The sequence below is a fragment of the Thermomonospora umbrina genome (assembly GCF_003386555.1).
Classification (GTDB): Bacteria; Actinomycetota; Actinomycetes; order Streptosporangiales; family Streptosporangiaceae; genus Thermomonospora; species Thermomonospora umbrina.
The window spans coordinates 4,535,294-4,559,179 of record NZ_QTTT01000001.1 but is presented as its reverse complement, the minus strand read 5'-3'; the positions used below and the strand labels follow the sequence as shown (position 1 = coordinate 4,559,179).

The window sequence follows — 23,886 nt, the reverse complement described above, 5'->3', positions numbered from 1 at the left end:
CGTCAGCGGCGCTTGGCGGCCCACTCGCGGATCTTGGCGATCCGGCTGATGATCTCCTCGGCGCCGGCCTGCGGGACGCGCGGCCCGCCGCAGGCGTTGCGCAGCTCGTTGTGGATGACGCCGTGCGGCTTGCCCGTGCGGTGGCTCCACGCGCCGACCAGGCCGTTGAGCTGGTCGCGCAGGGCGTGCAGGTCCTCGGCGGCGGTGGTGTCGGTCCGCCGGTCCAGGGCGGGGTCGCCGGTCTTCTTCTTGCGCTGGGCGGCGAGCTGCTCGGCCTGGCGACGCCGCAGCAGCTTGGTGACCTCCTCGGGCTCCAACAGCCCGGGGATGCCGAGATACTCCTCCTCCTCGGCCGAGCCGGGCACCGCGTGGGTGCCGAACTCGCCGCCGTCGTAGAGCACCCGGTCGAACGTCGCGGACGCCTCGACGGTCTCGAACGGCACCTCCTCGCCCACGTCCGGGCTGTCCTGCCGGCGGTTGGCCTCCTTGAGCAGGTCGTCGTCGAGGCCGTCGCCCTCGCGGCGGGGTCGATCGAGGACGTGGTCGCGCTCGGTCTCCATCTCCGCCGCGTGCCCCATCAGGGTCGGCACCGAGGGCAGGAACACCGAGGCGGTCTCGCCGCGCCGGCGGGACCGCACGAAACGGCCCACGGCCTGCGCGAAGAACAGCGGCGTCGAGGTGCTGGTGGCGTAGACGCCGACGGCCAGCCGGGGGATGTCGACCCCCTCGGAGACCATCCGGACGGCCACCATCCAGCGGTCCTCGGACTCGCCGAACTGCTTGATCTTCTTGCTGGCGGTGGGGTCGTCGGACAGCACGATGGTGGCGCCCTCACCGCAGACGGCCCGGATCATCTTGGCGTACGCCCGGGCGGCCTCGTGGTCGGTGGCGATCACCAGCCCGCCCGCGTCGGGCATCCCCCGGCGGACCTCGGTGAGCCGCCGGTCGGCCGCCGCGATCACCTGCCCGATCCAGTCGCCCTTGGGGTCGAGCGCGGCGCGCCACGCCTGGGCGGTCTGGTCCTGGGTGAGGGGCTCGCCGAGGGCGGCGGTCAACTCGTCGCCCGCCCGCGTGCGCCAGCGCATCTCCCCCGCGTACGCCAGGAAGATGACCGGCCGGACGACGCCGTCGGCCAGCGCGGGCCCGTACCCGTAGGTGTAGTCGGCGCGGCTGCGGCGGATGCCGTCCGGGCCCTCCTCGTACTGGACGAACGGGATCGGGTTGATGTCGGTGCGGAAGGGGGTGCCGGACAGCCCCACCCGTCGGGTCGCCGGCTCGAACGCCTCACGGATGGCGTCGCCCCACGACAGTCCGTCGCCGGCGTGGTGGACCTCGTCGAGGATCACCAGCGTCTTCTGCATCTCGGTGCGGTTGCGGTGCAGGGCCGGGCGGGCGGCGATGGTCGCGTAGGTGGCGGCGAGGCCCTGGAACTCCTTGCCGAGCCTCCCCTGACCGTTCTGATATTCGGGGTCGATCTTGAGGCCCACCCGGGCCGCCGACTCGGCCCACTGCCGCTTGAGGTGCTCGGTGGGGCACACCACGGTGATGGCTTGCACGACCTTGCGTTCGATCAGCTCCTTGGCCAGCCGGAGGGCGAAGGTGGTCTTGCCGGCGCCGGGGGTCGCGACCGCCAGGAAGTCGCGCGGACCGCTCTCGTGCGCGGGGGCGAAGTACGCCGCCAGTGCCTGCTCCTGCCAGGCGCGCAGGGACGACGCGGTCCCCCATGCTGCTCGCTCGGGGAAGGCGGGGGGCATGCTCGAGGCAGCGAAGGTGCTCACGGTGTTCACAGCGTACCCAGCCTCACCGACACATGAGGGCGTGCCCGACGGGCGTCAGTTTCCGGACGCGGTGCGGAACGCCCGCCACGAGGAACGGATCCGGCGTCCCTGGCCCGGTGTGAATTCGCGCATACAGGCGTCCCAGGCGTAGTCCATGAAGTTGTGGAGGGGGTCGGCCCCGTCGTCCCAGCAGGTGTCCTTGGACCTCGGGCAGCCCTCGGTCGGCACCGCCTCGTAGGGGGTGTCGGCCACGTGGTCGCCGGGGTGGTCGCAACCGTTCTCGAACGTGTGGAACAGGCCCAGCCAGTGCCCCACCTCGTGGACGGCCGTGTAGCCGTGGTCGTAGTGCCGGTACTCGCCCCCCGTCACGCTGCGGTAGTCGATGACGACGCCGTCCTCGGTGGGCCGGTCGCGGGCGCTCTGCGGGTACGTGGAGAACCCGAGCACCTTCACACCCACCGCGGCCGTGTAGAGGTTGAGGGTGCCGGGGCCCCCATGGTGCAGCGCGGACTTCATCTGCCGCTCGTACCGGTCGGGGCGTCGGAACCAGGCGGGGTTGGAGGTGACCTCGTATCCCGCCAGGCGGAACCGCACCCCGGTGTCGGCGGCACCGGTCCCCCGGCGGCCCGAGTACGCGTCGTTCAGCGTGGCGATCTGCCGTTCCACGGTGGCCCGGGTGAGTCGTCCCGCGTAGCCGTCGGCGATCGCGTGGAACCTGACCGGGATCACGATCGGCGCGGCACGGCGCTCGGCCCGGTCGATGGCGGCCTCGTCCGCCGTCCCGAAGCGACCGGTCAGCGCCCGATGCAACGCGGCGATCAGCGTGTCGGCCTGGGACGTCCGCAGGGCCGCGCGGTCCCGGGCCGGGTCGCGGGAGGGGTCCCGGGGCGGCTCGAGGGACGGCGGCGCCCAGATCCCGAGCACCCCGCCGCCGACCAGGGCGCGCGCGGCGTCCGTGCCGTCGTACGAGTGCACGCCACGGCGCCGGGCGTCGGGACCGCACGACCCGTCCGGCCGTACGCCGGCGGCGACCACGGCGGCGGCGCGGGCGTCGGAGGCCGGCGTGATCGGCCCGCCTCCGGAGGCGGCGCGTGGGCCGGAGCCGACGGGGGCGGACCCGTACGGGGCCGAGGCGGCGCGTGGGGCGGAGGCGGTGCCTCCCGGTTCGGGGGCGGAGGCCGGTGCCGTGGGGCCGGTGGCGGAGGCGGTGTGGGGGGACGGGGGCGGGGCGCCGGGCTCACCGGACGCGCTCAGCAACGCACTCGTGGTGACCAGCAGAGCGCATGCTCCGACCTGAACGCGGCACCGTCCCATGAATCCCCCGACCCATCGTGACCAATCGATGACAGATCGAAGTTATCGCACGGCCGCCGTCGTGACCGCCCGGGTGTCGGTCACCGGGCGGGTCGTCGGGGCGGGCCGGGGGTCGGGTCAGCTCTTGTCGTCGCCGCCGCCGGGCTTGAGGCCCTCGTAGATCTCCTTGCACTCCGGGCAGACCGGGTACTTCTTGGGGTCCCGGTTCGGCACCCAGACCTTGCCGCACAGCGCGATGACGGGGGTGCCGGTCACCGCGCTCTCGGTGATCTTGGCCTTCTGCACGTAGTGCGCGAAGCGCTCGTGATCGCCGTCCCCGTGGGAGAGGTCGGGGCGGACGTCACTCTCTGGAAGGATCTTCGTACTCACCCGGACCAGCCTAGTTGAGGCTGGGATCCTCCGGAAACGTGGCGACGAAGGCCAGGTCGCCGGACTGTCGCCGGAGCACCGCCTGCCACAGCCGCTCCGGGTCGGCGGCGAAGACGTCCCCCGCCTCGCCCGGCAGCACGTACCAGGCGCCGTCGTCGACCTCCGACTCCAGTTGGCCCACACCCCAGCCCGCGTACCCCGCGAACACCCGCAACTGGATCACCTCCGCCGAGATCAGTCCCGGCGGGGCGTCCAGGTCGACCAGTCCGACCCGACCCACGTCGGTGTCGCCGTCCAGCGCCCGCCAGCCCAGCGGCTCGTCCTCGCCGGGGATCCGGGCCAGCGCCAGCGCGCTGTCCAGCGCGACCGGACCGCCCTGGAACACCACGCTGGGGCCGGTGGCCAGCTCGGCCCACGGCGGCAGCACCCGGTCGACGGGCACCTCGGTCGGCCGGTTGAGCACCACTCCCAGCGTGCCCTCGACCGTGTCGTGCTCGACGACCAGGACGACACTGCGCCGGAAGTTGGGATCGTCGAGCTGAGGGGTCGCCACGAGCAGGCGCCCCACCGCGATGCCGTCGTCCATGCCTCCATGATGCTCGGCGATGACCGGTACCGGCAGCCACCCCACCGAGTTGGCCGGTTATGCGGCCCCGCCGGACGGGGTATCGGAGAATGAGGGAACGGGTCGAAGAAGATCTAGCGCAGGCAGCCACGGAATTTACGCGGACCGGCGGTCGGGAGAGCTCGATGCAGTTGCCCAGGATCATCATCGCGGCGGTGTTCTTCGTCATCGGACTCCTGATCGCGGTGCCGGCGTTGCTGCGGACCACGTCCGCCGACTCCAACGCCTCGCAGACCCCGTCCCCGAGCACGTCGGCGTCGCCGGTCGGCGGCACGAGCGACCCCTCGCCCTCCGCCCGGCCGAGCGGCTCGAGATCCCCGTCGAGGTCCCCGTCGCCGACCCGGACGTCCGCGCCCAGCCGACCGGCGCTCCCGGCCCTGCCGCTCACGGTGAGCATCGGCCGGGTGAGCTGCCCCGACCGCACGATCAGGGTGACGATCCGCAACCGCACCCGGATCGTCCATGACTTCACCCTCGAGACCGACGGCTCCACCGCCCCCAAGGGCGACCGGATCGCCGCCGGCCAGAGCCGCACCGTGGAGCTCACCCTCCGCGAGGACCGACGCACCCGCGTCACCGTCACCTGGCGGAACGAGCCGGTCGTCACCGTCACCCGGACCGCGAACTGCCGCAGCAGGTCCCCCGTCGCCGGCGACCCTTCGCCCGACGACCGGCTGCCGCACACCGGGGCGGACTCCGACGTGCTGTGGGCGCGGGCCGCCACCGGGCTGGCCGCGATGGTCACCGGCGTGATCATCGTCTGGTACGGCGGGGTGTGGCCGCGCCGCCGCGAGCAGGTCTTCGCCAAGAGGACCGGCGACTGACCGGCCCTCACCGCGGCGTCTGTAAGGCATGCCGCCCCAGGGGGTTACCACGGAGAGCGACCGTCTCGATGCTGTGGGTGGAAAGCACCACGCCTCAGGCGCTCACCGAAAGGAACCCCCATGGACCTGTCGATCATCGAGCCCGCCGACATCCCGTCCCGGATCGGCACCGAGACGGTCTTCACCGGCACCGCCATCTACATCACGAACGGGCAGCGCGTCCTCAACCTGCCGTCGAACATCTTCAGCCCGTCGACCCGGGTGACCGTCTCCATCGTGGAGGTGGACGGCAACAACGTCCCGTTCATCGGCTCGGCCCGGATGACCGTCCACAACGTCAGGCCGTACCAGGGCGGCGTGCACACCTGGGTCAACATCGAATGGAGCAGCGCACTCCGGATACGGGCCAGCTTCTTCTGGGAGTGATCCCGTTCGACTAGCCCTCGGTGCGGGGCCGCCCGCCGGCCGCCTCGCGGACGGCGGCGGCCACCGCCTGCGTCACGTCCGGGTGGAACACGCTCGGCACGATGTAGTTGGGGCCCAGCTCGTCGTCGGTCACCACGGCGGCCAGCGCCTGCGCGGCGGCCAGCAGCATCCCCTGGGAGACCCCGTCGGCCTGGGCGTCCAGCAGCCCCCGGAACACGCCGGGGAAGGCCAGCACGTTGTTGATCTGGTTGGGGTAGTCGCTGCGGCCGGTGGCGACCACGGCGGCGTGCTCGCGGGCGGCGTCCGGGGAGACCTCGGGCTCGGGATTGGCCAGCGCGAACACGATCGCGTCCTCGTTCATGGTGGCCACGTCGTCGCCGGTGAGGATGCCGGGCGCGGACACCCCGATGAACACGTCGGCGTCCTTGACCGCGCCGCGCAGGTCGCCGGCGTAGCCGTCGGCGTTGGTGTGGTCGGCGATCCAGCGCAGCGAGTCGTCGAGGTCGTCGCGGCCCCGGTGCACGGCCCCGTGGTAGTCGTTGACGATCACGTCCCGGGCCCCGGCGTGCAGCAGCAGCTTCAGGATCGCGGTGCCCGCCGCGCCGGCGCCCGCCATGGCGATCCGCACGTCGGCCAGATCCTTGCCGACCACCCGCAGCGCGTTGGTCAGCGCGGCCAGCACGCAGATCGCGGTGCCGTGCTGGTCGTCGTGGAAGACCGGGATGTCGAGCAGCTCGCGCAGCCGGGCCTCCACCTCGAAGCAGCGGGGCGCGGAGATGTCCTCCAGGTTGATGCCGCCGAATCCGGGGGCGATGATCTGCACCGTCCGGACGATCTCGTCGGTGTCCTGGGTGTCGAGGCAGATCGGCCAGGCGTCGATGTCGGCGAACCGTTTGAACAGCGCCGCCTTGCCCTCCATGACCGGCAGCGCGGCCTCGGGGCCGATGTTGCCCAGCCCCAGCACCGCCGAGCCGTCGGTGACGACCGCGACGCTGTTGCGCTTGACGGTCAGCCGGCGCGCGTCCTCGGGGTTGCGGGCGATCGCCAGGCTGACCCGCGCGACCCCCGGCGTGTACGCCATGGACAGCTCGTCGCGGGTGCGCAGCGGCACCTTGGAGCGCATCTCGATCTTGCCGCCGAGGTGCATCAGGAAGGTGCGGTCGCTGACTTTGTGGATCCGCACGCCCTCGATCGCCTCGACGACGGCCACGATCGCCTCGGCGTGCTCGGTGTCGCGGGTGGCGATCGTGACGTCGATGCGCAGCGTCTCGTGCGCCGCCGTGTTCACGTCGAGAGCGGTGACGATGCCCCCGGCGTTCTCCACGACGTGGGTGATCTGGCTGACGGCCCGGCCTCCGGCCGGCACCTCCAGCCGCACGGTGATCGAATACGACACGCTCGGCACGCTGGCCACGACAACTGCTCCCTCTCACCTCGGCCGAGGGACCGACCCCCCGGTGCCCCCGGCGCCGCGCCAGGAGGGGAACGACGGTGTCCCTCGTTCATCGTCGCATGTCAGACGGCACTGTCGTGGCAGTTGTCCGCGATTGCCCCGGCCCCCGGAATGTGGGATCGGCCTCAGAGAGCGCGGGCCGCGTCGGCGATCAGCCCCACCACCGCGGCGGAGGGCAGCCGGGTGGCGTCGATCACCAGGTCGTACAGCCGGCAGGAGGCGGGGTCGACGCGGTAGAAGTGCTTGACGTAGGCGGCGCGGGCGCGGTCGTTGTCGTCCATGAGGCGCCGCACGGACCGGCGGCGCTCGGCCTCGTCCCGCTCCCCCGGCTCGTCCGGCTCGTCCGGCTCGTCCGCGAGGTCGCGCAGGACCCGGTCCAGGCGTCGGTCGGCGGGCCCGTCCAGCCGGACGTGCAGGGTGCGGGGCCGGTCGGCGAGCACCGCGGCGGCGGCGCGGCCCAGGATGACGCCGCCGTCGCCGTCCGCCGTCCGTCTGATGACCTTCTCGGTGCGGGCGATGAACTCCTCCTCGGGCACCAGATCGCGGTCCGGGAGGTGGACGTCCATGCCGCCGAGCGTGACGCCGGGCAGCCGGGCCGCCCCGGCCAGGATGCGCGCGAGGCCGTGCTCGGCGCGGCCGTCGTGGACCAGCGCCTCCTCCAGCGAGCAGCCGATCTCGTCGGCCACGGTCATCGGCACCGCCCGGTCCACGAACGGCAGGCCGAGCCGTTCGGCGACGGCGGGCCCGATCACGCTGCCGCCCGCGCCGAACGTCGCGGAGATCGTCACCACCAGGGCGGTCACACCACCATCATGCCCCCGTCCGGGGGCGTCGGACGCGCGATCCGCCGATCAGAACTCAGAACAGGGCGGCCTGCAGGGAGCGCCGGGCCCTGCCGACCCGGGGGTCGTCGCCGGGGAGCACCTCGAACAGGGTCAGCAGGTGCTTGCGGACGGTCTCGCGATCGTCGCCCGCGGTGCGCCGGACGGCGGCGACCAGCCGCTCGAAGGCGGCGTCGATCCGGCCGGTGAGCATCTCGACGTCGGCGGCCCGCGTCTGCAGCACCGCGTCGCCGGGCGCGTCCGCCGCGTCGCGCAGGACCTGCTCGACGTCGAGCGCGCCGACCCGCTCGCTCAGCTCGACCAGCGTCAGCCCGCGTCGGGCGTCGGCGTCCTGCGGCGAGACGTCCAGGATCCGCTGGAAGGCGTCCTTGGCGGCGGCGAGGTCGCCGCGCTGCAGGGCGTCCTGCGCCTCGGCGAAAACCGGGTCGTCCTCGGGCTCGGGCACGCCGCCGGCGGCGGCGGGCTCGGGGCCGCCGTCCTCGGGCAGGATGCCCTCTTGGCGGAGCGCCTCGAAGAGCTGGCCGATGGCGCTGCGCACCTGGGACTCCGGGGCGGCGCCGTTCAGGAACGGCATGAGCTGACCGGCGACCACGACGGCCACGAACGGGATGCCGCGCACCCCCATCTGCTGCATGTAGGCGGCGAGCTGCGGGTTGGCGTCGATGTCGACCTTGGCCAGGATCCACTGACCGGCGGCCTCGGCGGCCAGCTTCTCCAGGATCGGGCCGAGCTGCTTGCAGGGTCCGCACCACTCGGCCCAGAAGTCCACCAGCACCGGGACGGTGCGGGACCGCTCGACGACCTCGGCGTTGAAGGTCTGGTCGGTGACGTCCACGACGTAGGTCGCGCCGGCGTCCGCCCCGGCCGCGTTCGCGTTCGCGGTGGCGGCCTTCCGCTCCTGCTGCTTCTTGGCGGCGGCCTGGCGGGCGCCGAGATCGATGGCCCCGTGCAACGAAAAGTCCCGAGAAGGCATGTGTCCATCCTGCCGCATCGGGACGGCCGGTCGCGCGTCGGTCCGCTCCGGGCGATCGGACGGGCCGTCCGTCGGGCGCGCCGCACGGGGCCGCGGGGCCGCCCGGAGTGCCCGATCCCGCACCGGCGAGTCCGGCCAATCCAGGTAAAGCGGCATTTCCCATTAAGGTAAAGCCGGGCCGTGCGGAGGGGAAGTCCAAAAAGGGAGCTGACAGCGCTCACCAAGCGTGGTTATAGTGCTCCAGTCGATGCGTGTGGCGACGGCAAAAGCCGGGTGCAATAACCTCTTCGCCGATTCGGGCGGAGCCGGTAGGGGTCGGCTGTGAGCCCGGGCGGTGGCCGTCACCGCGCATCTACGTCTTTGGGGGGTTCAATGATCGCGGATCGTTCCGCGATCGTGGCCCGCGGGATGGGTGTCCGCCGCGGGGGGCGGTGGCTGCTGCGCCCGGCCGACTTCGACGTCACCGGGGGTGTGATCGGCGTGGCCGGTCCGCCCAGCACGGGCAAGTCCACCCTGCTGGCCACGTTCGCGACTCTGCGCCGGCCTCATGCCGGCGCTCTCGGAATTCTTGGACATGACACCGGAAACGCACACGGAATTCGCACCGTGCGGGCCCGGATAGGTTTTCTGCCCGACCGCTTCTCGTGGGCGCAGGGTTTCACGGTGGCCGAGTTCGTGTCCTACTCGGCCTATTACAAACGGGTGCCCGCCGCGGCCGGTCGGGCGATGCTGGAAAGGCTGGAGATCGGTGAGGTCGCGGCCACCGAGCTGTCGCTGCTGCCGCCGGAGGTGCGGCTGCGCGCCGGGCTGGCCGCCACCTGCGTGCACGAGCCGGACCTGGTGCTGCTGGACGAGCCGTTCGCGGGGCTGGGCGAAGCGGAGATGAACGCGCTGATCCCGCTCCTGTGCTCGTTGGCGCCCACGGTGGTGGTCACGGCGTGCGGGCTGGGCGAGTTGACCGGCTGGTGCGACCGGGTGTTCGTGCTGGGCCGGGGCAGGCTGACCGAGCCGGCCGCGGACCCGTACCGCGCCCCGCCGCCCGTCGTGGTCGGCGGGCGTCCCGGGCGGTTGGTCCTCGGCAGCGGCGCCTGTGTCTGACCTGGGGCGGGTGCTCCGGCTGGACGCCCGCCGGGCGACCCCGCTGGTCGCGGTGCCCGCGCTGGCGGCGGTCGGAGTGGCCGTCGCCTGGCGGGCGCGCATCCCGGGGGTCGCCGACTGGGACAGCGCGGTGGTCGCGCTGACCGCCTCGGTGCGCTGGATGGGCCCGTTGGCGGCGCTCCTGGCCGCCTGGCTGGCCGTCCGCGAGCAGCGGCTCGGCTACCTGCGCAACCTGACCGCCCGCTCCCCCGCCACCGGAACGCTGCTGGACCTGCTGCTGCTGAGCCACGCGACGCTGTTGGCGTACGGGATGGCGGCCATGGTGGTCCTCGGCGAGACCGTGCTCACGCAGCGGCCGGGGGCGGCGCATCCGCTGGGGCTGCTGGCCGGCGCCGGGACGCTGATCCTGCACGTGACCGCCGGGTATCTGGCGGGCCGTCTCGCGCCGTTCGCGCTGACCGTCGTGGCGGCGGGCGCGGCGACGGGCCTGTGGGCGGCGCTGCGGAGTTCGGGCGGCTCGTGGCTGAGCCTGATCCCGCCCGCCGCCATCGGACGGCTGGAGCCGTTCACGACGCTGCGGCCCGGGGCGCTGGCCGACGAGTTCCTGTGGTCGGCGGGGCTCACGTGCCTGCTCGTCACCGGCTACGTGTGGGGGCTGACCAAGCGGCGGCTCCTGTTGTTGCCGCTGGTCGCCGCGCTGGCCGTCACCGTGCTCGGCACGCAGCGGCTGGCGGAGGGCGGGGGCGCGGCCGTCCCGTCCCAGGTCGGGCACGTGTGCCGGGAGTGGCCGCTGCTGATCTGCGTCCATCCCGCGCTGGACGCGGGGCTGGCCTCGCTGGAGGCCGCGCTGACCCCGCTGGCGGCGCGGCTGAGCACCACGCCCGCCGCGTTCACCCGGGTGGTGCAGCGGCCGGAGAACGAGCCGATCGGCATCCGGCGGGGGGTGGCGTTCGTCCATCTGACGGCGCTCACCCCGGGCTACGAGCACGAGATCGTCCACCAGGTCCAGCGCACCCTGGTCGACCCGCTGTCCTGCGGTGATCCGCGCAACGCCAAGGGCCGGCTCTACCGGGGGCTGGTGGATCTGTGGCTTCGCGGTGAGGTCGACCTCGCCCGGTTGGCCACCCCGGCCTCATCACCGAAGCCGGCGACCGGCAACCTCGAACGGGCGTCCATCGCGGCCAGCGTCCGGGTCCCGCCGCTGGGGGGCCTGTCACTGGCCGCCCGGCGCTTCACCGGCTGGAGCGAGGCCCGCCGCACCGCCTGGCTGGCCCGGCACTACCACGCCTACCACACGTGCACCCTCGACCAGCGGCACTTCCGCTGACCCGAGCGCGCACGGCGGGCCCTCAAACCCGCTCGACGCGGACCTCCACGACCACGCACGCCCACCGACCCGACACCGAGCACCGCGAACGGTCAGGCGCCGCTGGGGGCGGGCGTTCCGTCGACCACGCGCGACCACCGACCCGACGCCGGCGCTCACACCCGCTCAGCGCGGGCATCTCCTCGACCTCGCGCGACCACCGACCCGACGCCGGGCACGGCGGGCGGTCAGGCGCCGCTGGGGGCGGGTGTCTCGTCGACCTCGCGCAGCCACTTGCGCTCGACGAAGTACGGCGCCACCGGCAGTACCGACGCGATCAGGGCGAGGGTCAGCCGCCCGTTGCTCCAGCGGGTCTGCGGACGCGACATGAACGCCAGCGCCACGTAGACCAGGAACAGCACGCCGTGAACGGGCCCGAGGACCGTGACGCCCTCCGGGAAGTCCGCGGTGCGCTTGAGCACGCTGGCCACGAGGAGCAGCAGGAACGAGGTCGCTTCCAGCAGCGAAACGATACGGAAGACGCGCACGATGTCCACGGGAAGTCCAATGCTCTCTGGTGAGGCTCTCGCTTGCGTCCCAGGTTAGGGGCGGGGTGGCGAGGGTCCGTCCGGGGGTGCCCTCGGGCGTCCGAGAATGTGGCTTCGGCGTGACGTGATGCCCCCCTTCGGGAGGGAATGCCCCGGCCATGACACGCTCGAAAACAGAGAATTCGGAAGCGGACGACACAGAGCGGGTCGCGCCGTCGAGGGCGAGGTCGAGACTGCTCCCCCTGCGGGGACTGCGGAGCGCGGCGCCGGCGGTCGTCGCGGTGGTCGCGGTGCTGATCGGCGCGAACGCTCTGGACCTGACACCGGACTGGCTCAACCCGTTCGGCGTGGAGACCAAGGACCGCACCGGTCCGGCCGTGCTCAAGTCGATCCGGGACCTGTCCCGCTACGAGGCGGCGAGCGGCAACTTCCAGGTCATCGTGGACCTGGAGAAGGACGCGAAGTTCCTGCCCGGCGCGGTCCGCGGCAACCGCACCCTGTTCGTGGGCGTGGGGGCGGTCGACGCGTACGTCGACTTCTCCCGGATGGCGAACGGCGCGGTCACCGTCAACGAGGAGCGCACCGTCGCCTCCGTGCGACTGCCGCGGGCCCGGCTCGAACAGGCCAACCTCGATCCCAAGCGGAGCTACGTGTTCGCCACCCAGCGCGGGCTGCTCGACCGGATCGGCGGGGTGTTCAGCGCCAACCCGAACGACCAGCGGCAGCTCTACGTGCTGGCCGCCCAGCGGATCCAGGCGGCCGCCACGGAGAGCGGTCTGCGCGAGCGCGCCGATCAGAACACCCGGCAGATGCTGGAGAGCCTGCTCAGGTCGTTGGGCTTCACGACCGTCACGGTCACGATCACGGACGCCCCGTGAGCACGGGGCGTCCGAGCGGCCGGGGGTCTCAGGCCGAGGGCACGCGGAGGATCAGCGCGTCGCCCTGACCGCCGCCGCCGCACAGCGCCGCCGCGCCCACTCCCCCGCCGCGTCGCCGCAGCTCGTGGGCCAGGTGCAGGACGAGCCGCGCGCCGGACATGCCGATGGGGTGGCCCAGGGCGATCGCCCCGCCGTTGACGTTGACCCTCTCCGCGTCGACGCCCAGGTCGCGCATCGACTGGACGGCCACCGCGGCGAACGCCTCGTTGATCTCGATGAGGTCCAGCGCGTCGACGCCGAGGCCCTCCTTGGCGAGGGCGTGCTCGATCGCGTTGGCCGGCTGGGACTGCAGGGAGTTGTCCGGACCGGCCACGTTGCCGTGGGCGCCGATCTCGGCCAGCGGGGTGAGCCCCAGCTCCGCCGCCTTGGCCGCCGACATCACCACGACCGCGCAGGCCCCGTCGGAGATCTGCGAGGACGACCCGGCGGTGATGGTGCCGTCCTTGGCGAACGCGGGACGCAGCCGGGCCAGCCCCTCGACGGTCGTGTCGGCCCGCACGCCCTCGTCGGTGTCGAAGACCACCGGGTCGCCCTTGCGCTGCGGCACCTCCACGGGCACGATCTCGTCCTCGAACACCCCGTTCTTGATCGCGGCGGCGGCGCGCTGATGCGAACGGGCGGCGAACGCGTCCTGCTCGGCGCGGGTCAGCCCCAGCCGCGTGTTGTGCCCCTCGGTGGACTCGCCCATCGGGATGCCGTCGAAGGCGTCGGTGAGGCCGTCGTGGGCCATGTGGTCGAGGACCTCGACCGAGCCGTACTTGAAGCCCGACCGGGACTTCGGCAGCAGGTGGGGGGCGTTGGTCATGGACTCCATGCCGCCGGCCACCACGATGTCGAACTCGCCGGCCCGGATGAGCTGGTCGGCCAGCGCGATGGCGTCCAGCCCGGACAGACAGACCTTGTTGATCGTCAGCGACGGCACGGTCATCGGGATGCCCGCCTTGACGGCGGCCTGGCGGGACGGGATCTGTCCGGCGCCGGCCTGCAGCACCTGTCCCATGATCACGTACTGCACCCGGTCGCCGGCGATCCCGGCGCGCTCCAGGGCCGCCTTGATGGCCAGGCCGCCCAGATCGGCGGCGGTGAAGTCCTTGAGGGAGCCGAGCAGGCGGCCGACGGGGGTACGGGCTCCGGCGACGATCACGGAGTTCGCGGGCATAACGGGGCCTCCACGGGTTCACGGTGCGTCTCCGCCTCGCCCTGTCACCGGGGTCACAGGGGCCCGCACAGCGGTGGGGCGGCGATGTTTGCCACGATACCCACGAGGACCGTATGCCGTTCGGTCCGCCCCGGCCGTACCGCCCGCCGGCCGTTCCGACCACCGCGCGGCGGCGTCCGATGGATGCTGGACGTCACCGGAACCCGACGAGGAGGACCCGTCCATGCTCACCCGGATCGACCACATCGGCATCGCCTGCCACGACCTTGACGCGACCGTCGACTTCTACCGTCGCGCCTACGGCTTCACCGACGCGCACATCGAGGTCAACGAGGAGCAGGGCGTCCGGGAGGCGATGCTCAAGATCAACGACGCGGGCGACGGCGGAGCCACCTACCTGCAACTGCTGGAGCCGATCCGCGACGACTCGCCGATCGCCAAGTTCCTCGCCAAGAACGGCGAGGGTGTGCACCACATCGCGTTCGGCACCGACAAGGACGTGCAGGAGGAGGCCGACGGCATCGCCGAGCAGGGTGTCCGCGTCCTGTACGACTCCCCGCGCCGCGGGTCCATGGGCTCGCGCATCACGTTCCTCCACCCGAAGGACTGCCACGGGGTGCTCACCGAGCTCGTCCAGGCGGCCGGCCAGGGGCACTGACCGCATGGTCCCGGGGCGCCCCGCGCCGGGCGCCCCGGGGCCGGTCACTTGACCCGGAGACCGTCGATGGTCCCGAGGGCCGGAACGTAGAACGACAACGTCCCCGTCTCCTGGGCGGGTCGCGGGAAGTACGCCCAGCCGTATTGGACGGGGCCGACGTCGTCGCCGTCCCCGACCCGGTCGGCCAGCGTCGAGCCCTGCCCGGTGATGATCGGGCTCAGCGCCTCGCCGTGCCGTTTGTCGATCAACTGGGCCTGATGGCCGGTGCCCGTGTAGAGGTCGCCGTGGAACAGCGACGCGTAGTTGAGCCCGTCGGTGCCCTGTTGGCTCACCAGCCGCACCCGGTAGCCGATCTTGAGCAGCCGGCCCGTCCGGCCCAGCTCCACCACGTCCAGTCGTACCGTCCAGACGGCGTTGATCGTCCGCTGCACGGACGCCAGCGGCGCGGGCTCCCCCGGCAGCGGCCGGAGTCCGGGGTCGGGGGCGGGCTCGGTGATCGGCACGGTGATGTAGCGGGGGTCGGCCGCCGGCGCCTGGGCGTTGGCCTGCCCGTACACGATCGAGACCCGACGGTTGCGCTGACGGGCCTGCGGGGTGGTGCCCCGGTCGCGCGGCTCCGTCTCGCCCTTGCCCTCGGCGACCAGCGTGATGCCGGTGTTGGCGAGCTGCGGCTGCAGCGCCTGGATGACCGACTCGGCGCGCTGCCGGGACAGCGTGAGGTTCCTGTCCGGCGCGTCGACGTCGTCGGTGTGGCCCACCACCTTGACCTCGCCGGTGACGCTCCCGCCCTTGAGCTTGGCGGCGACCTCGGCGAGGTAGCGCTCGGAGGCGTCCGACAGATCCGCGCTGCCGGACTTGAACAGCACGTCGGCCTGGAGGGTGAACGACCTGCGCCCGCCCTCGGTGGTCTCCTCGATCGGCGTGTACGGCTTGCGGTTCTCCTGGAGGGTCCCCGGAGGCGGGACGGTGATCGTCCGGGGCGTGCCCTCGGCGGCCGCCTTGCCGTCGGGCCCGTGGCCGGGCTCGGGCCACGCGGCGGCGGACGGCGTGGGCGTGGGGTCGGCGACGGCCGTTCCGGCGAGCAGCGCGAACCCGGTGGCGGCGACGGCGGCGGTGGACGCGACGCGGGTGATCATCAGGAGATCTCCACCCCCGCCATGGGCCCGACCACGGGCATGATCACGGTGAGCCTCTCGACCGACTCCTCCGGTGCGGGGAAGTCCGTGTAGACCACCGTGGGCACGTCGAGCGGGTAGTCCTCGAGTCCTCGGGTGCAGGCGCAGTGGGCCTGGTCGCCGGTGCCGATGGTGAGGCGGTCGTACACGCGGAGGTTCTCCGGGTCGACGAGGTACGGGCGCGACGCCTCGCCGCCGCTGTAGTCGCCGCCGAACGTCTGCTTGGGCAGCTTGTCGCCGTTGCCCTTCGCCCGGGGTGTGACGGCGAACACCAGGCGCAGCACCTTGCCGTGCCTGCGGAACGAGATCACGTCGACGTAGACGTCCTTGCCGGCGTACGGCTGGACGGCCTTGGCGACGGCGCCCTTCACGTGGTTGTCGGTGCCGATCTCCGCCTTGGGGATCTGGGTGGCGGGGGTGTCGTCGCCGCCGTCGAAGAGGGAGCAGCCGGTCGCCGTGAGCCCCGCGAACGCGAGGACGCCGGCTCCGAGAGCGCGACGCATCAGGTGACCTCCAGGGGTCTCGATGGGAGGAACGGTCCGGACATCGTGCCCGACACGGACCTGCGGGAGAGACCGCCGGACTCCCGGCGATCATGTGACATGGGATGCGTGTCGCACCGATTCCGGTCGATGACCGGATTGTGACGTGTTCGAAATCACAGGGCTTACGCACCGGTTGTGTGCGGTCACAGTGTGGTCGTTCGGGTGCACGTGGGGTTTTTGCACCCCGGTCCCGTAGCACTCCGGGAACGCTCCGAACATCTTCACAAACCAGACATTCTGCGCAGCGCGTTCAGATGAGCCCCCAACACGGCAGCGGCGGGAGTACGCTGCCTTTCGCCGGAAGAGGTCTGGGGCCCCGATGTGAGTCCGCAAGTCCAGGCGATCAACCGGTCCCGGAACCCCGTAGCCCGTCACATCCAGGATTGAGCCCTATGCAGTCCGACATCGACGCCCAGCTCAGCAACTTCTTCGAAGAGACGCCCCCACGTGAGTTCGACGTGGTGCTCCGCGGCTACGACCGGCACCAGGTCGACGAGCACATCAAGCAGCTCGACAACGAGGTGCGGCAGGCCCGCGAGCAGACCCAGGCCCTGCAGCGCGAATTGTCCGACGCCCATCGCCAGCTCCAGGAACAGGAGCGCCCCACCTACTCCGGCCTCGGCGCCCGCATCGAGCAGTTGCTCAGGCTGGCGGAGGAACAGGCCACCGAGCTCGTCCAGGCGGCCCGTTCCGAGGCCAACGAGATCAAGGCCGCCGCCAAGGTGGACGCCGCCGAGCTGCGCGCGACCGCCGAGAACGAGGCCGCCGAGCTGCGCGCGACCGCCCAGCGCGAGGGCGACGACATGCGCAACGCGGCGGAGCGGGAGGCCGACGAGGTCCGCACCTCGGCCCGCCGCGAGGCCGACGAGCTGACCTCCACCACCGAGCGCGAGGTCGCCAAGCTCCGGGCCACCGCCGACCACGAGGTCGCCGAGAAGCGCGCCGCCGCCGAGCGGGAGATCGCCAAGCTCCGCACCACCACCGAGCGGGAGGTCGCCCAGCTCCGGGCGTCCACCAAGCGGGAGCGCGACGAGATCCTCACCACGGCCAAGCGCCAGGCCGACGAGATGCGGGCCCAGGCCCAGCGCATCCTCGAGGAGAGCGAGGCCCAGCGCGCCCAGGCGGAGGCCGAGTTCGAGATCCAGTTGGCCGCCCGCCGCGAGGAGGCCGACCGCCAGGACGCCGAACGACACGCCGCCGCCCAGGCCGCCACCCAGAAGCTGGTCGCCGAGGCGGAGCAGCGCGCCGCCTCCGCCGAGCAGCGCGCGGCCAAGGCGACCCAGCAGGCCGAGCAGACCCGGCGTGAGGCCGACTCGCACGCCAAGCAGCTCATGGCCAACGCCCGCAAGAACTCCGACCAGGTCATCGCCGAGGCCAAGTCCCAGGCGGAGCAGTTGCTGGCGGAGACCAAGTCCGAGGCGGAGCGGATCCGCACCGCCGCCCAGCGCCAGGTCGACGACCTGACCCGCCAGCGCGACAGCATCACCAGCCACCTCAACCAGTTGCGTCAGTTGCTGGGCGGCGGGGCTCCGGCGATGCCCAGCGTGGAAGAGGTCACCGCGGCCCCCGAGAAGCCGGCCCTGTCGGCTCCCGAGGGCAACCGCCCGACCCCGGCCAAGCCCGCCCCGGCCAAGCAGCCGGCGGCGGCCAAGGCGGCGACGGCCAAGAAGCAGCAGGACGACGACGAGGACTGGTGGCAGGAGTGACCCTCCCCACCTGACCAGATCGCCCTGTCACCGGAAAGCCTGGAGGGTTCACGCCCTCTAGGCTTTTCGTCATTCAAGAGGATGATGACACTGTGCCGGGCGACCCCCGGCACCCCCGAAGGCAGGGAACGAGGAGACAGGCGTGCCCGACGACAGCCCCCGACAGAACAACCCGCCCACGCCCGCCGTCCCCTCCCCCGCGCTCCCCGCCGACGGGCCCGATGCCCGATCCGAGGCCGCCCTTCGCGATGGCCTGGGTGCGGACACGTCCGTTGGGGAGAGGGAGAGCGGCTCCGCCGTCGCCGAGGCCGGGGGTCTCGGTGAGGCGCGGAGTGCTCCCGTTCCCGGGACGGCCGCGGCCGAGGTCGACGTCCTCGACGGTGGCGCGGCGGGGTCCGGGGAGCGGCCCGTTCCACTGGTGCCCGATCACGTGCGGGCGCTGGAGCCGGAGGGCGGGGAGACGCCGGATCCGCTGTTCGACATGGAGCAGCGCAGGCGCGAGGCCGGGGCGGACAAGCTGTCCCCGTTCGGGCGGCCGGGGGAGCCGCTGGGCAAGGCGCACCCGTTCGTCTTCGGGTTCACCGCCGCGCTCGGGGTGATCTGCGCGTGGATGCTCGTTCAGGCGGTGTTGAGCGCGCGCCAGGTGATCGTGCTGATCGTGGTCTCGATGTTCCTCGCGGTGGGTCTGAACCCGGCGGTGGAACGACTCCAGCGGGCCAGGCTGCCCCGGGGCGGGGCCGTCGCGGTGGTGTTCCTGGGGCTGGTGCTGGCGTTCGTCGGGGTGGGGTTCGCGGTCATCCCGCCGCTCACCGAGCAGATCACCAACTTCATCGATCACCTGCCCACCTACATCGACGAGCTCGGCAAGAACGAGCGCGTCCGGGAGCTGGACCGCGAGCACCAGATCCTCAAGAAGGCGCAGGAGAAGGTCACCGACCCGAACTTCGGCCAGTCGGCGATCGACGGTGTCGTCGGCGTGGGGCGGGTCGTGGTCGGCGGCATCTTCAGCACCCTCACCGTGCTGATCCTCACCCTGTACTTCCTGGGGTCGCTGCCCACCATCAAGACGTTCTTCTACCGGCTGGTGCCCCGCTCCCGGCGGGCCCGGGTGGCGCTGCTGGGCGACGAGATCCTGCTCCGCATCGGCGGCTACGTGGCCGGCACCATCACGGTGGCGTTCATCGCGGGGACGGTGGCGTACATCTTCCTGTCGATCATGGGCATCAAGTTCGCGCTGCCGCTGGCCCTGTTCGTCGGCATCACCGCGTTGATCCCGCTGGTCGGCGCGACCATCGGGGCGATCCTGGGCTGCACGGTCGCCTTCTTCGACGGGACGTTCACCGGCATCGCCTGCGTGATCTTCTTCCTGGTCTACCAGCAGGTCGAGAACTACGTCATCCACCCGAGGGTGATGAAGCGCGCCGTGGACGTCCAACCCGCGGTCACCATCATCGCCGCGCTGCTCGGCGGCACCCTGCTCGGCATCGTGGGGGCCCTGCTGGCCATCCCCATCGCCGCCGCGTTGGCCCTCATCATCAGGGAGGTCGTCCTCCCCCGGCAGGACACGCTCTAGCTCGGCGGCCGTACGAGGGAGTCGATCCAGCGTTCCAGGCGCTCGCCTTCCGCGGCCATGAGGTCGGGGTCGCGGAAGGTGTTGGTCAGCAGGGAGACGCCCTGGTAGGCCGAGATCAGGGCGACCGCCAGCTCGCGCGCGTCGGCGCGTCCCATCGCCTGGAACTGGTGCTCGGTCCAGTCGAGCAGACGCCGCATGACGTCGGCGACCACGCGGTCCAGGCCGTCGGCGCGCTTGTCGAGCTCGGAGGCCATGCTCCCGGTGGGGCAGCCGTACCGGGCGGCGAGGTCGCGTTGATCGACCCAGCCCCGTACGAGGGCCTTCAGACGGCCCTGGGGCTCCGGGAGACGGTCCAGCGCGGCCAGCAGGGTGTGGAGGGTGCGCCCCTGCTCCTCGATCGCCGCCTCGACGAGCTGATCCTTGGTCTTGAAGTAGTAGTAGACGTTGCCCACCGGCACGTCGGCCGTGCGGGCGATGTCGGCGATCGTCGTCTTCTCGACGCCCTGCTCGTGCAGGACCCGCGCCGCGGCGGCCACCAGTCGCTCCCGCTTGCCCGAACGCCGTCCGGTCGTCGTTCCTGAGTCAGCCACCTGACTGACTATAGACGCTAGCGGAGAGCGTCAACCGGGCCTCCGATGAACCCGTACACCGCCCGCGAACGGCGGCCGGGCCCGTACCCGCGGGGCGGGGCGGGTCATCTCAGGGTTCGGGCGAGGGCCGAGACGAACTCGCCGGTGACCTGGTTGAAGAGGTCGGGTTGTTCGATCGCGGCGAGGTGGCCGGCCCTCGGGATCTCCAGGAGTTCGGCGTTGGGCAGGGCGTCGGCCATGGCGCGGGCGTCGGCGGGGGGTGAGAGTTGGTCTTCGGCGCCGACGATGACCAGGGCCGGGGCTCGGGTGCCGCGCAGCGTGTCGAACGAGTCGGGGCGTGTCGCCATGGCCCGTAGTGCCCACGCCGCGGCGCGTGCGGGGGCGGACTGGATGAGGCCTCGTACGCGACCGTAGATCAGGGCGCGCTGGCGCATCGTGGTGGGGCCCAGCAGCAGGGGCAGGACCTCGTCGACGAGCACCTGTGGGGTGCCCTCGGCCTCCAGCCGTTCGGCTTGGCGGAGACGGGTGTCACGGATCTGTTCGGAGTCGGCGGCCGCCTTCGTGTCGGCGAGCAACAGGCCGAGCACCCGGTCGGGATGGCGGCGGCACAGCGCCATGGCGACGTAGCCGCCCATGGAGAGTCCGCCGATCACCGCCCGGTCGATCCCCATCCGGCGCAGCAGGCGGGCCACATCGTCGGCCATGGCGTCCACGGAGGGTTCGTCCTCGCCGAGCACCGAGCCGCCGAAGCCGCGCAGGTCGGGGGTGATCACGCGGAAGCGGGCGGCCAGTCCCTCGCGCTGCGCCAGCCACATGGCCGAGGACAGCGGGAATGCGTGCAGCAGCACGAGCGGCGTTCCCCCGCCGACGTCCCTGGCGTACAACTGCACGCTCATCGAGGCGCTCCCGACGTGCCCACCCTCTGGTCCCTCACGGCGCGCATCCCTCCCGTTCGACGATTCCGACCCTCGCCGCCCCTATGGCGGTCAGGTCATCGTCACCCCGGATCGGTCCGCCTCGAAAAGAGTGGCCGTGTTCGGACGCGGGGGTTTAGCCGGGGACCCACTCGGTCGGCAGCGGGTACGCCTCCGGCACGATCCGCCGAACGATCTCGTTCAGCGCGATGCGGACGTACGGCTCCCCCACCCACAGGTGCTTGGCGCCGTCCACCCCGATCACCTCGGCCCGGGGGATCCGCTTGAACCGTTCACGTGCCTCGGGGGGCCGCAGGTAGTCGTCGAGCTCGGGCACCAGCGCGGTCACCGGACGGCCGTCCGCACCCCACGCGTCGAGGTCGGCGTCCGTGGCCCGGTGCAGCGGGGGGCTCAGCAGGACCAGCCCCTCCACCACCGGGTCCCGGCCCCATTTCAGCGCCAGCTCCGTGCCGAAGGACCAGCCGAGCACCCACGGACGGGGCAGATCGTTGAACTCGGCGAACTCCAACGCCGCCGCCACGTCGTACCGCTCGCCCTCGCCGCCGTCGAACTCCCCCTGGCTGACACCCCGCTCCGAACGGGTGCCCCGGGTGTTGAACCGCAGCACCGCCAGGCCCGCCAGCGCCGGCAGCCGGTACGACGCCTTCCGCATCACGTGGCTGTCCATCATCCCGCCATGCGTCGGCAGCGGATGCAGGCACACGAGGGTCGCCGCCGGCGCCCTCCCCTCGGGCACCGCCAACTCGCCGACCAGTTCCAACCCGTCGGCGGTGTGCAACGTGATGTCGGTCCGCACGGCCGGCAGCACCGTACTCGCCCTGATCTCCCCCATCACCCTCCTCAACCCGGAACCCACCGTAACGCCCATCCCGCGCCTCCATCCCCCCACACTCGATCACCGCCCGCTCCCCCCGACAGCACGAGCCGACGCACCCGACCCCGAGCGCCTTCATGAGGCTGCGGAGTCGGTCCCAACCGTGGCGCGTCGAACGGCCACTCCCCGACGCGTCGTACCGGGACCGCTGAGCGGCGCGGCAGGCCCTGCCCGGCGACCAGCGGCCGCTGGAGGACGGATAGAACGCCACCGAAGCACAGGCCGGACGCCACCGCAGGACGGACCGAACGCCACCGCCGGACGGCCCGGACGACGCTCAGAGCGGATCGGATGCCACCGAAAGGCGGGCCGGTCGCCGCTGAAGGGCGATCGGACGACGCCGAAGGGCCAGCCAGACGCCGCTGAAGAACGGATCGAGCAACACAGAAGAAGCGGATCGGACGCCGCCGAAGGACTGCCCGGACGACGCTCAAGGGCGGATCGGCTGCTGCTGAAGGGCGGGCCGGACGGCGCCGAAGGACGGACCGGACGCCGCAGGCGAAGATCGGATGTGGTTGGTGGGCAGGCGGGGCGGGGGCCGATGAGCGACTCAGGGGCCTCGGACGTGAGTACGAGCCGCCGGCCGGGGGGTCGGATGAGGCCGAGGTGTGGCGGTCGGGTCCGGGATGAGCGGTGCGCCGGCGTCGGGAGGGGGATCAGTAGCGTGGAGCGTTCCGGGATCTGGTGATCTTGGGGGCTCGCTGGAGGCGGGACTGCCAGCAGGGGCGGTGCCAGTGGCGGCGGTCGTCGGGGCCGCCTCGGTCGGCGGGCCAGGCCACGACGTGGCCGATGCCGGGGGCGATCTCGTGGTCGCAGCCGGGGCAACGGTAGGGCTTGGTGGCGTTGGCCGGGGCGATGATCCGGACGATCCATTCGCCGTCGGGGCCGTCCTCTCGGTCCTCCAACCCGGATGCCCAAGCGCCTCCGGTGGACCGTCCGCTCCCCTTGGGACGGCGGTTGTTCCTGCGCGGACTCATGCCGATCAGCCTACGACCGACCGTCCCGTTTTCGGACCTATGCGGACATGGCGTGGCTCCCTTCCGGAACGGGCGAGCGGGTCACGGCGGATGTCGACGTCGGACCCCGCCGAGCCGCAACTCCAGGCGAGCGAGTCGGCGGAAGATCATGGTGGTCGACGACCAAGCCGGTGAGCCCCACACCCAGGGCTCCGAGTCGGTGGGCGGGGCACGGGAGGACTCGACCACGACACCCGGTGAACCTCACACCCAAGGCCCCGAGTCGGCGGACAGGCCACAGGAGGACTCGACCACGACACCAGTGAGGTTCACGCCCAGGGCTTGGGGTTGGCGAGCCGATCACGGGGGGCGTCGGCGGCGGAGTCTGGCGAGTTTCAGTTCCAGGCGGCCGAGTTGGGAGGGTGTGGGGGTCCAGCCGCGGTGCATGAGGGTGGTGGCGAGGGCCTCGAGGAAGGGGGCCGGGTGGAACAGGATGTCCTCCTTGGTGACGACGATGATCTCCCAACCGTGGTGGGTGCGGATCCAGGTGCGGCGGGCGGTGTCGCGGTTGCGGCAGGCCGGGCCGGTGTGGAAGGCCTCGCCGTCGTACTCGACCGCGGTGCGGTACTGCTCGTACCCCATGTCGAGGAAGAAGCGGGGGCGGTCGGCGGCCATCACGGGGATCTGGGTGGCGGGGCGGGGCAGGCCGGCGTCCATGATGTGGACTCTGGTCCAGCTCTCGCCGGGGAGCACCGCTCCCGCGTCGGAGAGTCGGAGGATCTCTCGGAGGCGGCGGGCGTGGGGCTCGCCGGTCAGGCGGCGGACGCGGCGGGTGAGGGCGGTCGGGTCGAGGCCGGCGCGTAAGAACTGGTCGAGCGCGGCCACCGCCTCCAGTCGGGGCAGCCAGCGGGCGCAGTCCAGCGCGGTGCGCTCGGGTGCGGTCAGACGGACGCCCTCGTGTTCGGCGATGTCGTCGGCGGGCAGCTCGGCGGGCCGGGGCCGACAGTGGGGTAGGCCCGGCGGCGGCAGGTCCGGAGGGTGGGCCACCTCGATCGGCCAGGTGGCCTCGCGCGCCCCGGGCGGCAGCACGTCGACGCCCCAGACCCAGGCGGCGGCGCGTTCAGCGATCACGACGTGCGCGGGGAGCTCACGGCTCAGCTCCCTCGCGCGGCCGGTCAGCGCGGTCGTGTCCGGTGAGCGTCGAGGCGGGGGAATCAGCAT

Annotated in this window: 24 protein-coding genes; 8 read left to right on the top strand and 16 right to left on the bottom strand. The window is 72.3% G+C overall.

What is annotated here, in order from left to right; genetic code table 11:
- Positions 1–2: 2 nt before the first annotated feature.
- From DFJ69_RS20270 to DFJ69_RS20250, 4 genes are all read right to left on the bottom strand, one after another.
- Positions 3–1,754: a DEAD/DEAH box helicase gene (locus tag DFJ69_RS20270; RefSeq protein ID WP_170177946.1), complete on the bottom strand. Its 1,752-nt coding sequence runs from the start codon at positions 1,752–1,754 to the stop codon at positions 3–5.
- 78 nt (positions 1,755–1,832) lie between these two features.
- On the bottom strand, positions 1,833–3,035 hold the full coding sequence (locus DFJ69_RS20265) for a zinc metalloprotease (RefSeq protein ID WP_245974480.1): 1,203 nt from the start codon (positions 3,033–3,035) through the stop codon (positions 1,833–1,835).
- 174 nt (positions 3,036–3,209) lie between these two features.
- On the bottom strand, positions 3,210–3,461 hold the full coding sequence (locus DFJ69_RS20255) for a DUF3039 domain-containing protein (protein WP_116024059.1): 252 nt from the start codon (positions 3,459–3,461) through the stop codon (positions 3,210–3,212).
- 10 nt (positions 3,462–3,471) lie between these two features.
- Positions 3,472–4,047, bottom strand: a complete 576-nt coding sequence (locus DFJ69_RS20250) for a YqgE/AlgH family protein (RefSeq protein WP_116024058.1) — start codon at positions 4,045–4,047, stop codon at positions 3,472–3,474.
- Between the two features lie 164 nt (positions 4,048–4,211).
- On the opposite strand from DFJ69_RS20250, the gene DFJ69_RS20245 reads away from it, so the two are divergent.
- A complete protein-coding gene (locus DFJ69_RS20245; protein WP_116024057.1) occupies positions 4,212–4,910 on the top strand; it encodes a hypothetical protein in 699 nt (232 codons plus the stop codon).
- A 120-nt stretch (positions 4,911–5,030) separates the two neighbouring features.
- Entirely contained in the window at positions 5,031–5,336 is a 306-nt protein-coding gene (locus tag DFJ69_RS20240; RefSeq protein ID WP_116024056.1) for a hypothetical protein, read from the top strand.
- Positions 5,337–5,346: 10 nt separating this feature from the next.
- On the opposite strand, the gene DFJ69_RS20235 is transcribed toward DFJ69_RS20240, so the two are convergent.
- The 3 genes from DFJ69_RS20235 to DFJ69_RS20225 all read right to left on the bottom strand — a co-directional run bounded on the left by DFJ69_RS20235 (position 5,347) and on the right by DFJ69_RS20225 (position 8,604).
- Positions 5,347–6,750 carry an NAD-dependent malic enzyme gene (locus tag DFJ69_RS20235; RefSeq protein ID WP_116024055.1) on the bottom strand — a complete coding sequence of 468 codons (1,404 nt, stop codon included), beginning with the start codon at positions 6,748–6,750 and terminating at the stop codon, positions 5,347–5,349.
- A gap of 164 nt (positions 6,751–6,914) precedes the next feature.
- Positions 6,915–7,592, bottom strand: a complete 678-nt coding sequence (locus DFJ69_RS20230; RefSeq protein ID WP_116024054.1) for a cytidylate kinase-like family protein — start codon at positions 7,590–7,592, stop codon at positions 6,915–6,917.
- A gap of 55 nt (positions 7,593–7,647) precedes the next feature.
- A complete protein-coding gene (locus DFJ69_RS20225) occupies positions 7,648–8,604 on the bottom strand; it encodes a tetratricopeptide repeat protein (protein WP_116024053.1) in 957 nt (318 codons plus the stop codon).
- A 372-nt stretch (positions 8,605–8,976) separates the two neighbouring features.
- On the opposite strand from DFJ69_RS20225, the gene DFJ69_RS20220 reads away from it, so the two are divergent.
- Together DFJ69_RS20220 and DFJ69_RS20215 are read left to right on the top strand one after the other, a co-directional pair.
- Positions 8,977–9,702, top strand: a complete 726-nt coding sequence (locus DFJ69_RS20220; RefSeq protein WP_116024052.1) for an ATP-binding cassette domain-containing protein — start codon at positions 8,977–8,979, stop codon at positions 9,700–9,702.
- A 10-nt stretch (positions 9,703–9,712) separates the two neighbouring features.
- Positions 9,713–11,029 (top strand): hypothetical protein, encoded by a 1,317-nt coding sequence (locus DFJ69_RS20215; RefSeq protein WP_245974479.1) that lies wholly within the window; start codon positions 9,713–9,715, stop codon positions 11,027–11,029.
- A gap of 227 nt (positions 11,030–11,256) precedes the next feature.
- Here the strand turns inward: DFJ69_RS20215 and DFJ69_RS20210 are convergent, their stop codons facing one another.
- Positions 11,257–11,556 (bottom strand): DUF3817 domain-containing protein, encoded by a 300-nt coding sequence (locus DFJ69_RS20210; RefSeq protein ID WP_245974478.1) that lies wholly within the window; start codon positions 11,554–11,556, stop codon positions 11,257–11,259.
- 290 nt (positions 11,557–11,846) lie between these two features.
- On the opposite strand from DFJ69_RS20210, the gene DFJ69_RS20205 reads away from it, so the two are divergent.
- The gene (locus DFJ69_RS20205) at positions 11,847–12,434 is read left to right on the top strand and encodes a DUF4230 domain-containing protein (protein WP_245974477.1); all 588 of its coding nucleotides are present in this window, start codon (positions 11,847–11,849) and stop codon (positions 12,432–12,434) included.
- Between the two features lie 28 nt (positions 12,435–12,462).
- On the opposite strand, the gene DFJ69_RS20200 is transcribed toward DFJ69_RS20205, so the two are convergent.
- Positions 12,463–13,653 carry an acetyl-CoA C-acetyltransferase gene (locus tag DFJ69_RS20200; protein WP_211328669.1) on the bottom strand — a complete coding sequence of 397 codons (1,191 nt, stop codon included), beginning with the start codon at positions 13,651–13,653 and terminating at the stop codon, positions 12,463–12,465.
- A 223-nt stretch (positions 13,654–13,876) separates the two neighbouring features.
- Here DFJ69_RS20200 and mce point away from each other — a divergent pair, with 223 nt between their 5' ends.
- Positions 13,877–14,311, top strand: coding sequence for a methylmalonyl-CoA epimerase (mce, locus tag DFJ69_RS20195; protein WP_116024048.1), 435 nt, complete (start codon positions 13,877–13,879; stop codon positions 14,309–14,311).
- Between the two features lie 44 nt (positions 14,312–14,355).
- Here mce and DFJ69_RS20190 read toward each other — a convergent pair whose 3' ends face one another.
- Entirely contained in the window at positions 14,356–15,447 is a 1,092-nt protein-coding gene (locus DFJ69_RS20190; RefSeq protein WP_116024047.1) for an OmpA family protein, read from the bottom strand.
- Entirely contained in the window at positions 15,447–15,989 is a 543-nt protein-coding gene (locus tag DFJ69_RS20185) for a hypothetical protein (protein ID WP_116024046.1), read from the bottom strand. The genes DFJ69_RS20190 and DFJ69_RS20185 overlap by 1 nt, the downstream gene beginning before the upstream one ends.
- Positions 15,990–16,423: 434 nt before the next feature.
- Between DFJ69_RS20185 and DFJ69_RS20180 the strand changes: the two genes are divergently transcribed.
- Together DFJ69_RS20180 and DFJ69_RS20175 are read left to right on the top strand one after the other, a co-directional pair.
- Positions 16,424–17,737, top strand: a complete 1,314-nt coding sequence (locus DFJ69_RS20180; RefSeq protein ID WP_116024045.1) for a DivIVA domain-containing protein — start codon at positions 16,424–16,426, stop codon at positions 17,735–17,737.
- 142 nt (positions 17,738–17,879) lie between these two features.
- Positions 17,880–19,310: an AI-2E family transporter gene (locus tag DFJ69_RS20175; protein ID WP_116024044.1), complete on the top strand. Its 1,431-nt coding sequence runs from the start codon at positions 17,880–17,882 to the stop codon at positions 19,308–19,310.
- Here DFJ69_RS20175 and DFJ69_RS20170 read toward each other — a convergent pair.
- The 5 genes from DFJ69_RS20170 to DFJ69_RS20150 all read right to left on the bottom strand — a co-directional run bounded on the left by DFJ69_RS20170 (position 19,307) and on the right by DFJ69_RS20150 (position 23,886).
- Positions 19,307–19,900, bottom strand: a complete 594-nt coding sequence (locus DFJ69_RS20170; protein ID WP_211328668.1) for a TetR/AcrR family transcriptional regulator — start codon at positions 19,898–19,900, stop codon at positions 19,307–19,309. The genes DFJ69_RS20175 and DFJ69_RS20170 overlap by 4 nt on opposite strands.
- 104 nt (positions 19,901–20,004) lie before the next feature.
- Positions 20,005–20,796, bottom strand: coding sequence for an alpha/beta fold hydrolase (locus DFJ69_RS20165; RefSeq protein WP_116024042.1), 792 nt, complete (start codon positions 20,794–20,796; stop codon positions 20,005–20,007).
- A gap of 154 nt (positions 20,797–20,950) precedes the next feature.
- The gene (locus DFJ69_RS20160) at positions 20,951–21,667 is read right to left on the bottom strand and encodes an alpha/beta hydrolase (protein WP_116024041.1); all 717 of its coding nucleotides are present in this window, start codon (positions 21,665–21,667) and stop codon (positions 20,951–20,953) included.
- A 698-nt stretch (positions 21,668–22,365) separates the two neighbouring features.
- On the bottom strand, positions 22,366–22,686 hold the full coding sequence (locus tag DFJ69_RS20155; protein WP_116024040.1) for an ATP/GTP-binding protein: 321 nt from the start codon (positions 22,684–22,686) through the stop codon (positions 22,366–22,368).
- 339 nt (positions 22,687–23,025) lie between these two features.
- Positions 23,026–23,886, bottom strand: coding sequence for a type IV toxin-antitoxin system AbiEi family antitoxin (locus DFJ69_RS20150; RefSeq protein WP_116024039.1), 861 nt, complete (start codon positions 23,884–23,886; stop codon positions 23,026–23,028).

Excerpts from the sequence above, each read along its gene's own strand:
- DFJ69_RS20270 (WP_170177946.1), bottom strand. The coding sequence starts at position 1,754 with ATGCCCCCCGCCTTCCCCGAGCGAGCAGCATGGGGGACCGCGTCGTCC.
- DFJ69_RS20250 (WP_116024058.1), bottom strand. The coding sequence starts at position 4,047 with ATGGACGACGGCATCGCGGTGGGGCGCCTGCTCGTGGCGACCCCTCAG.
- DFJ69_RS20245 (WP_116024057.1), top strand. The coding sequence starts at position 4,212 with ATGCAGTTGCCCAGGATCATCATCGCGGCGGTGTTCTTCGTCATCGGA.
- DFJ69_RS20240 (WP_116024056.1), top strand. The coding sequence starts at position 5,031 with ATGGACCTGTCGATCATCGAGCCCGCCGACATCCCGTCCCGGATCGGC.
- DFJ69_RS20225 (WP_116024053.1), bottom strand. The coding sequence starts at position 8,604 with ATGCCTTCTCGGGACTTTTCGTTGCACGGGGCCATCGATCTCGGCGCC.
- DFJ69_RS20220 (WP_116024052.1), top strand. The coding sequence starts at position 8,977 with ATGATCGCGGATCGTTCCGCGATCGTGGCCCGCGGGATGGGTGTCCGC.
- DFJ69_RS20200 (WP_211328669.1), bottom strand. The coding sequence starts at position 13,653 with ATGCCCGCGAACTCCGTGATCGTCGCCGGAGCCCGTACCCCCGTCGGC.
- mce (WP_116024048.1), top strand. The coding sequence starts at position 13,877 with ATGCTCACCCGGATCGACCACATCGGCATCGCCTGCCACGACCTTGAC.
- DFJ69_RS20190 (WP_116024047.1), bottom strand. The coding sequence starts at position 15,447 with ATGATCACCCGCGTCGCGTCCACCGCCGCCGTCGCCGCCACCGGGTTC.
- DFJ69_RS20185 (WP_116024046.1), bottom strand. The coding sequence starts at position 15,989 with ATGCGTCGCGCTCTCGGAGCCGGCGTCCTCGCGTTCGCGGGGCTCACG.
- DFJ69_RS20180 (WP_116024045.1), top strand. The coding sequence starts at position 16,424 with ATGCAGTCCGACATCGACGCCCAGCTCAGCAACTTCTTCGAAGAGACG.
- DFJ69_RS20165 (WP_116024042.1), bottom strand. The coding sequence starts at position 20,796 with ATGAGCGTGCAGTTGTACGCCAGGGACGTCGGCGGGGGAACGCCGCTC.
- DFJ69_RS20160 (WP_116024041.1), bottom strand. The coding sequence starts at position 21,667 with ATGGGGGAGATCAGGGCGAGTACGGTGCTGCCGGCCGTGCGGACCGAC.
- DFJ69_RS20155 (WP_116024040.1), bottom strand. The coding sequence starts at position 22,686 with ATGAGTCCGCGCAGGAACAACCGCCGTCCCAAGGGGAGCGGACGGTCC.
- DFJ69_RS20150 (WP_116024039.1), bottom strand. The coding sequence starts at position 23,886 with ATGCTGATTCCCCCGCCTCGACGCTCACCGGACACGACCGCGCTGACC.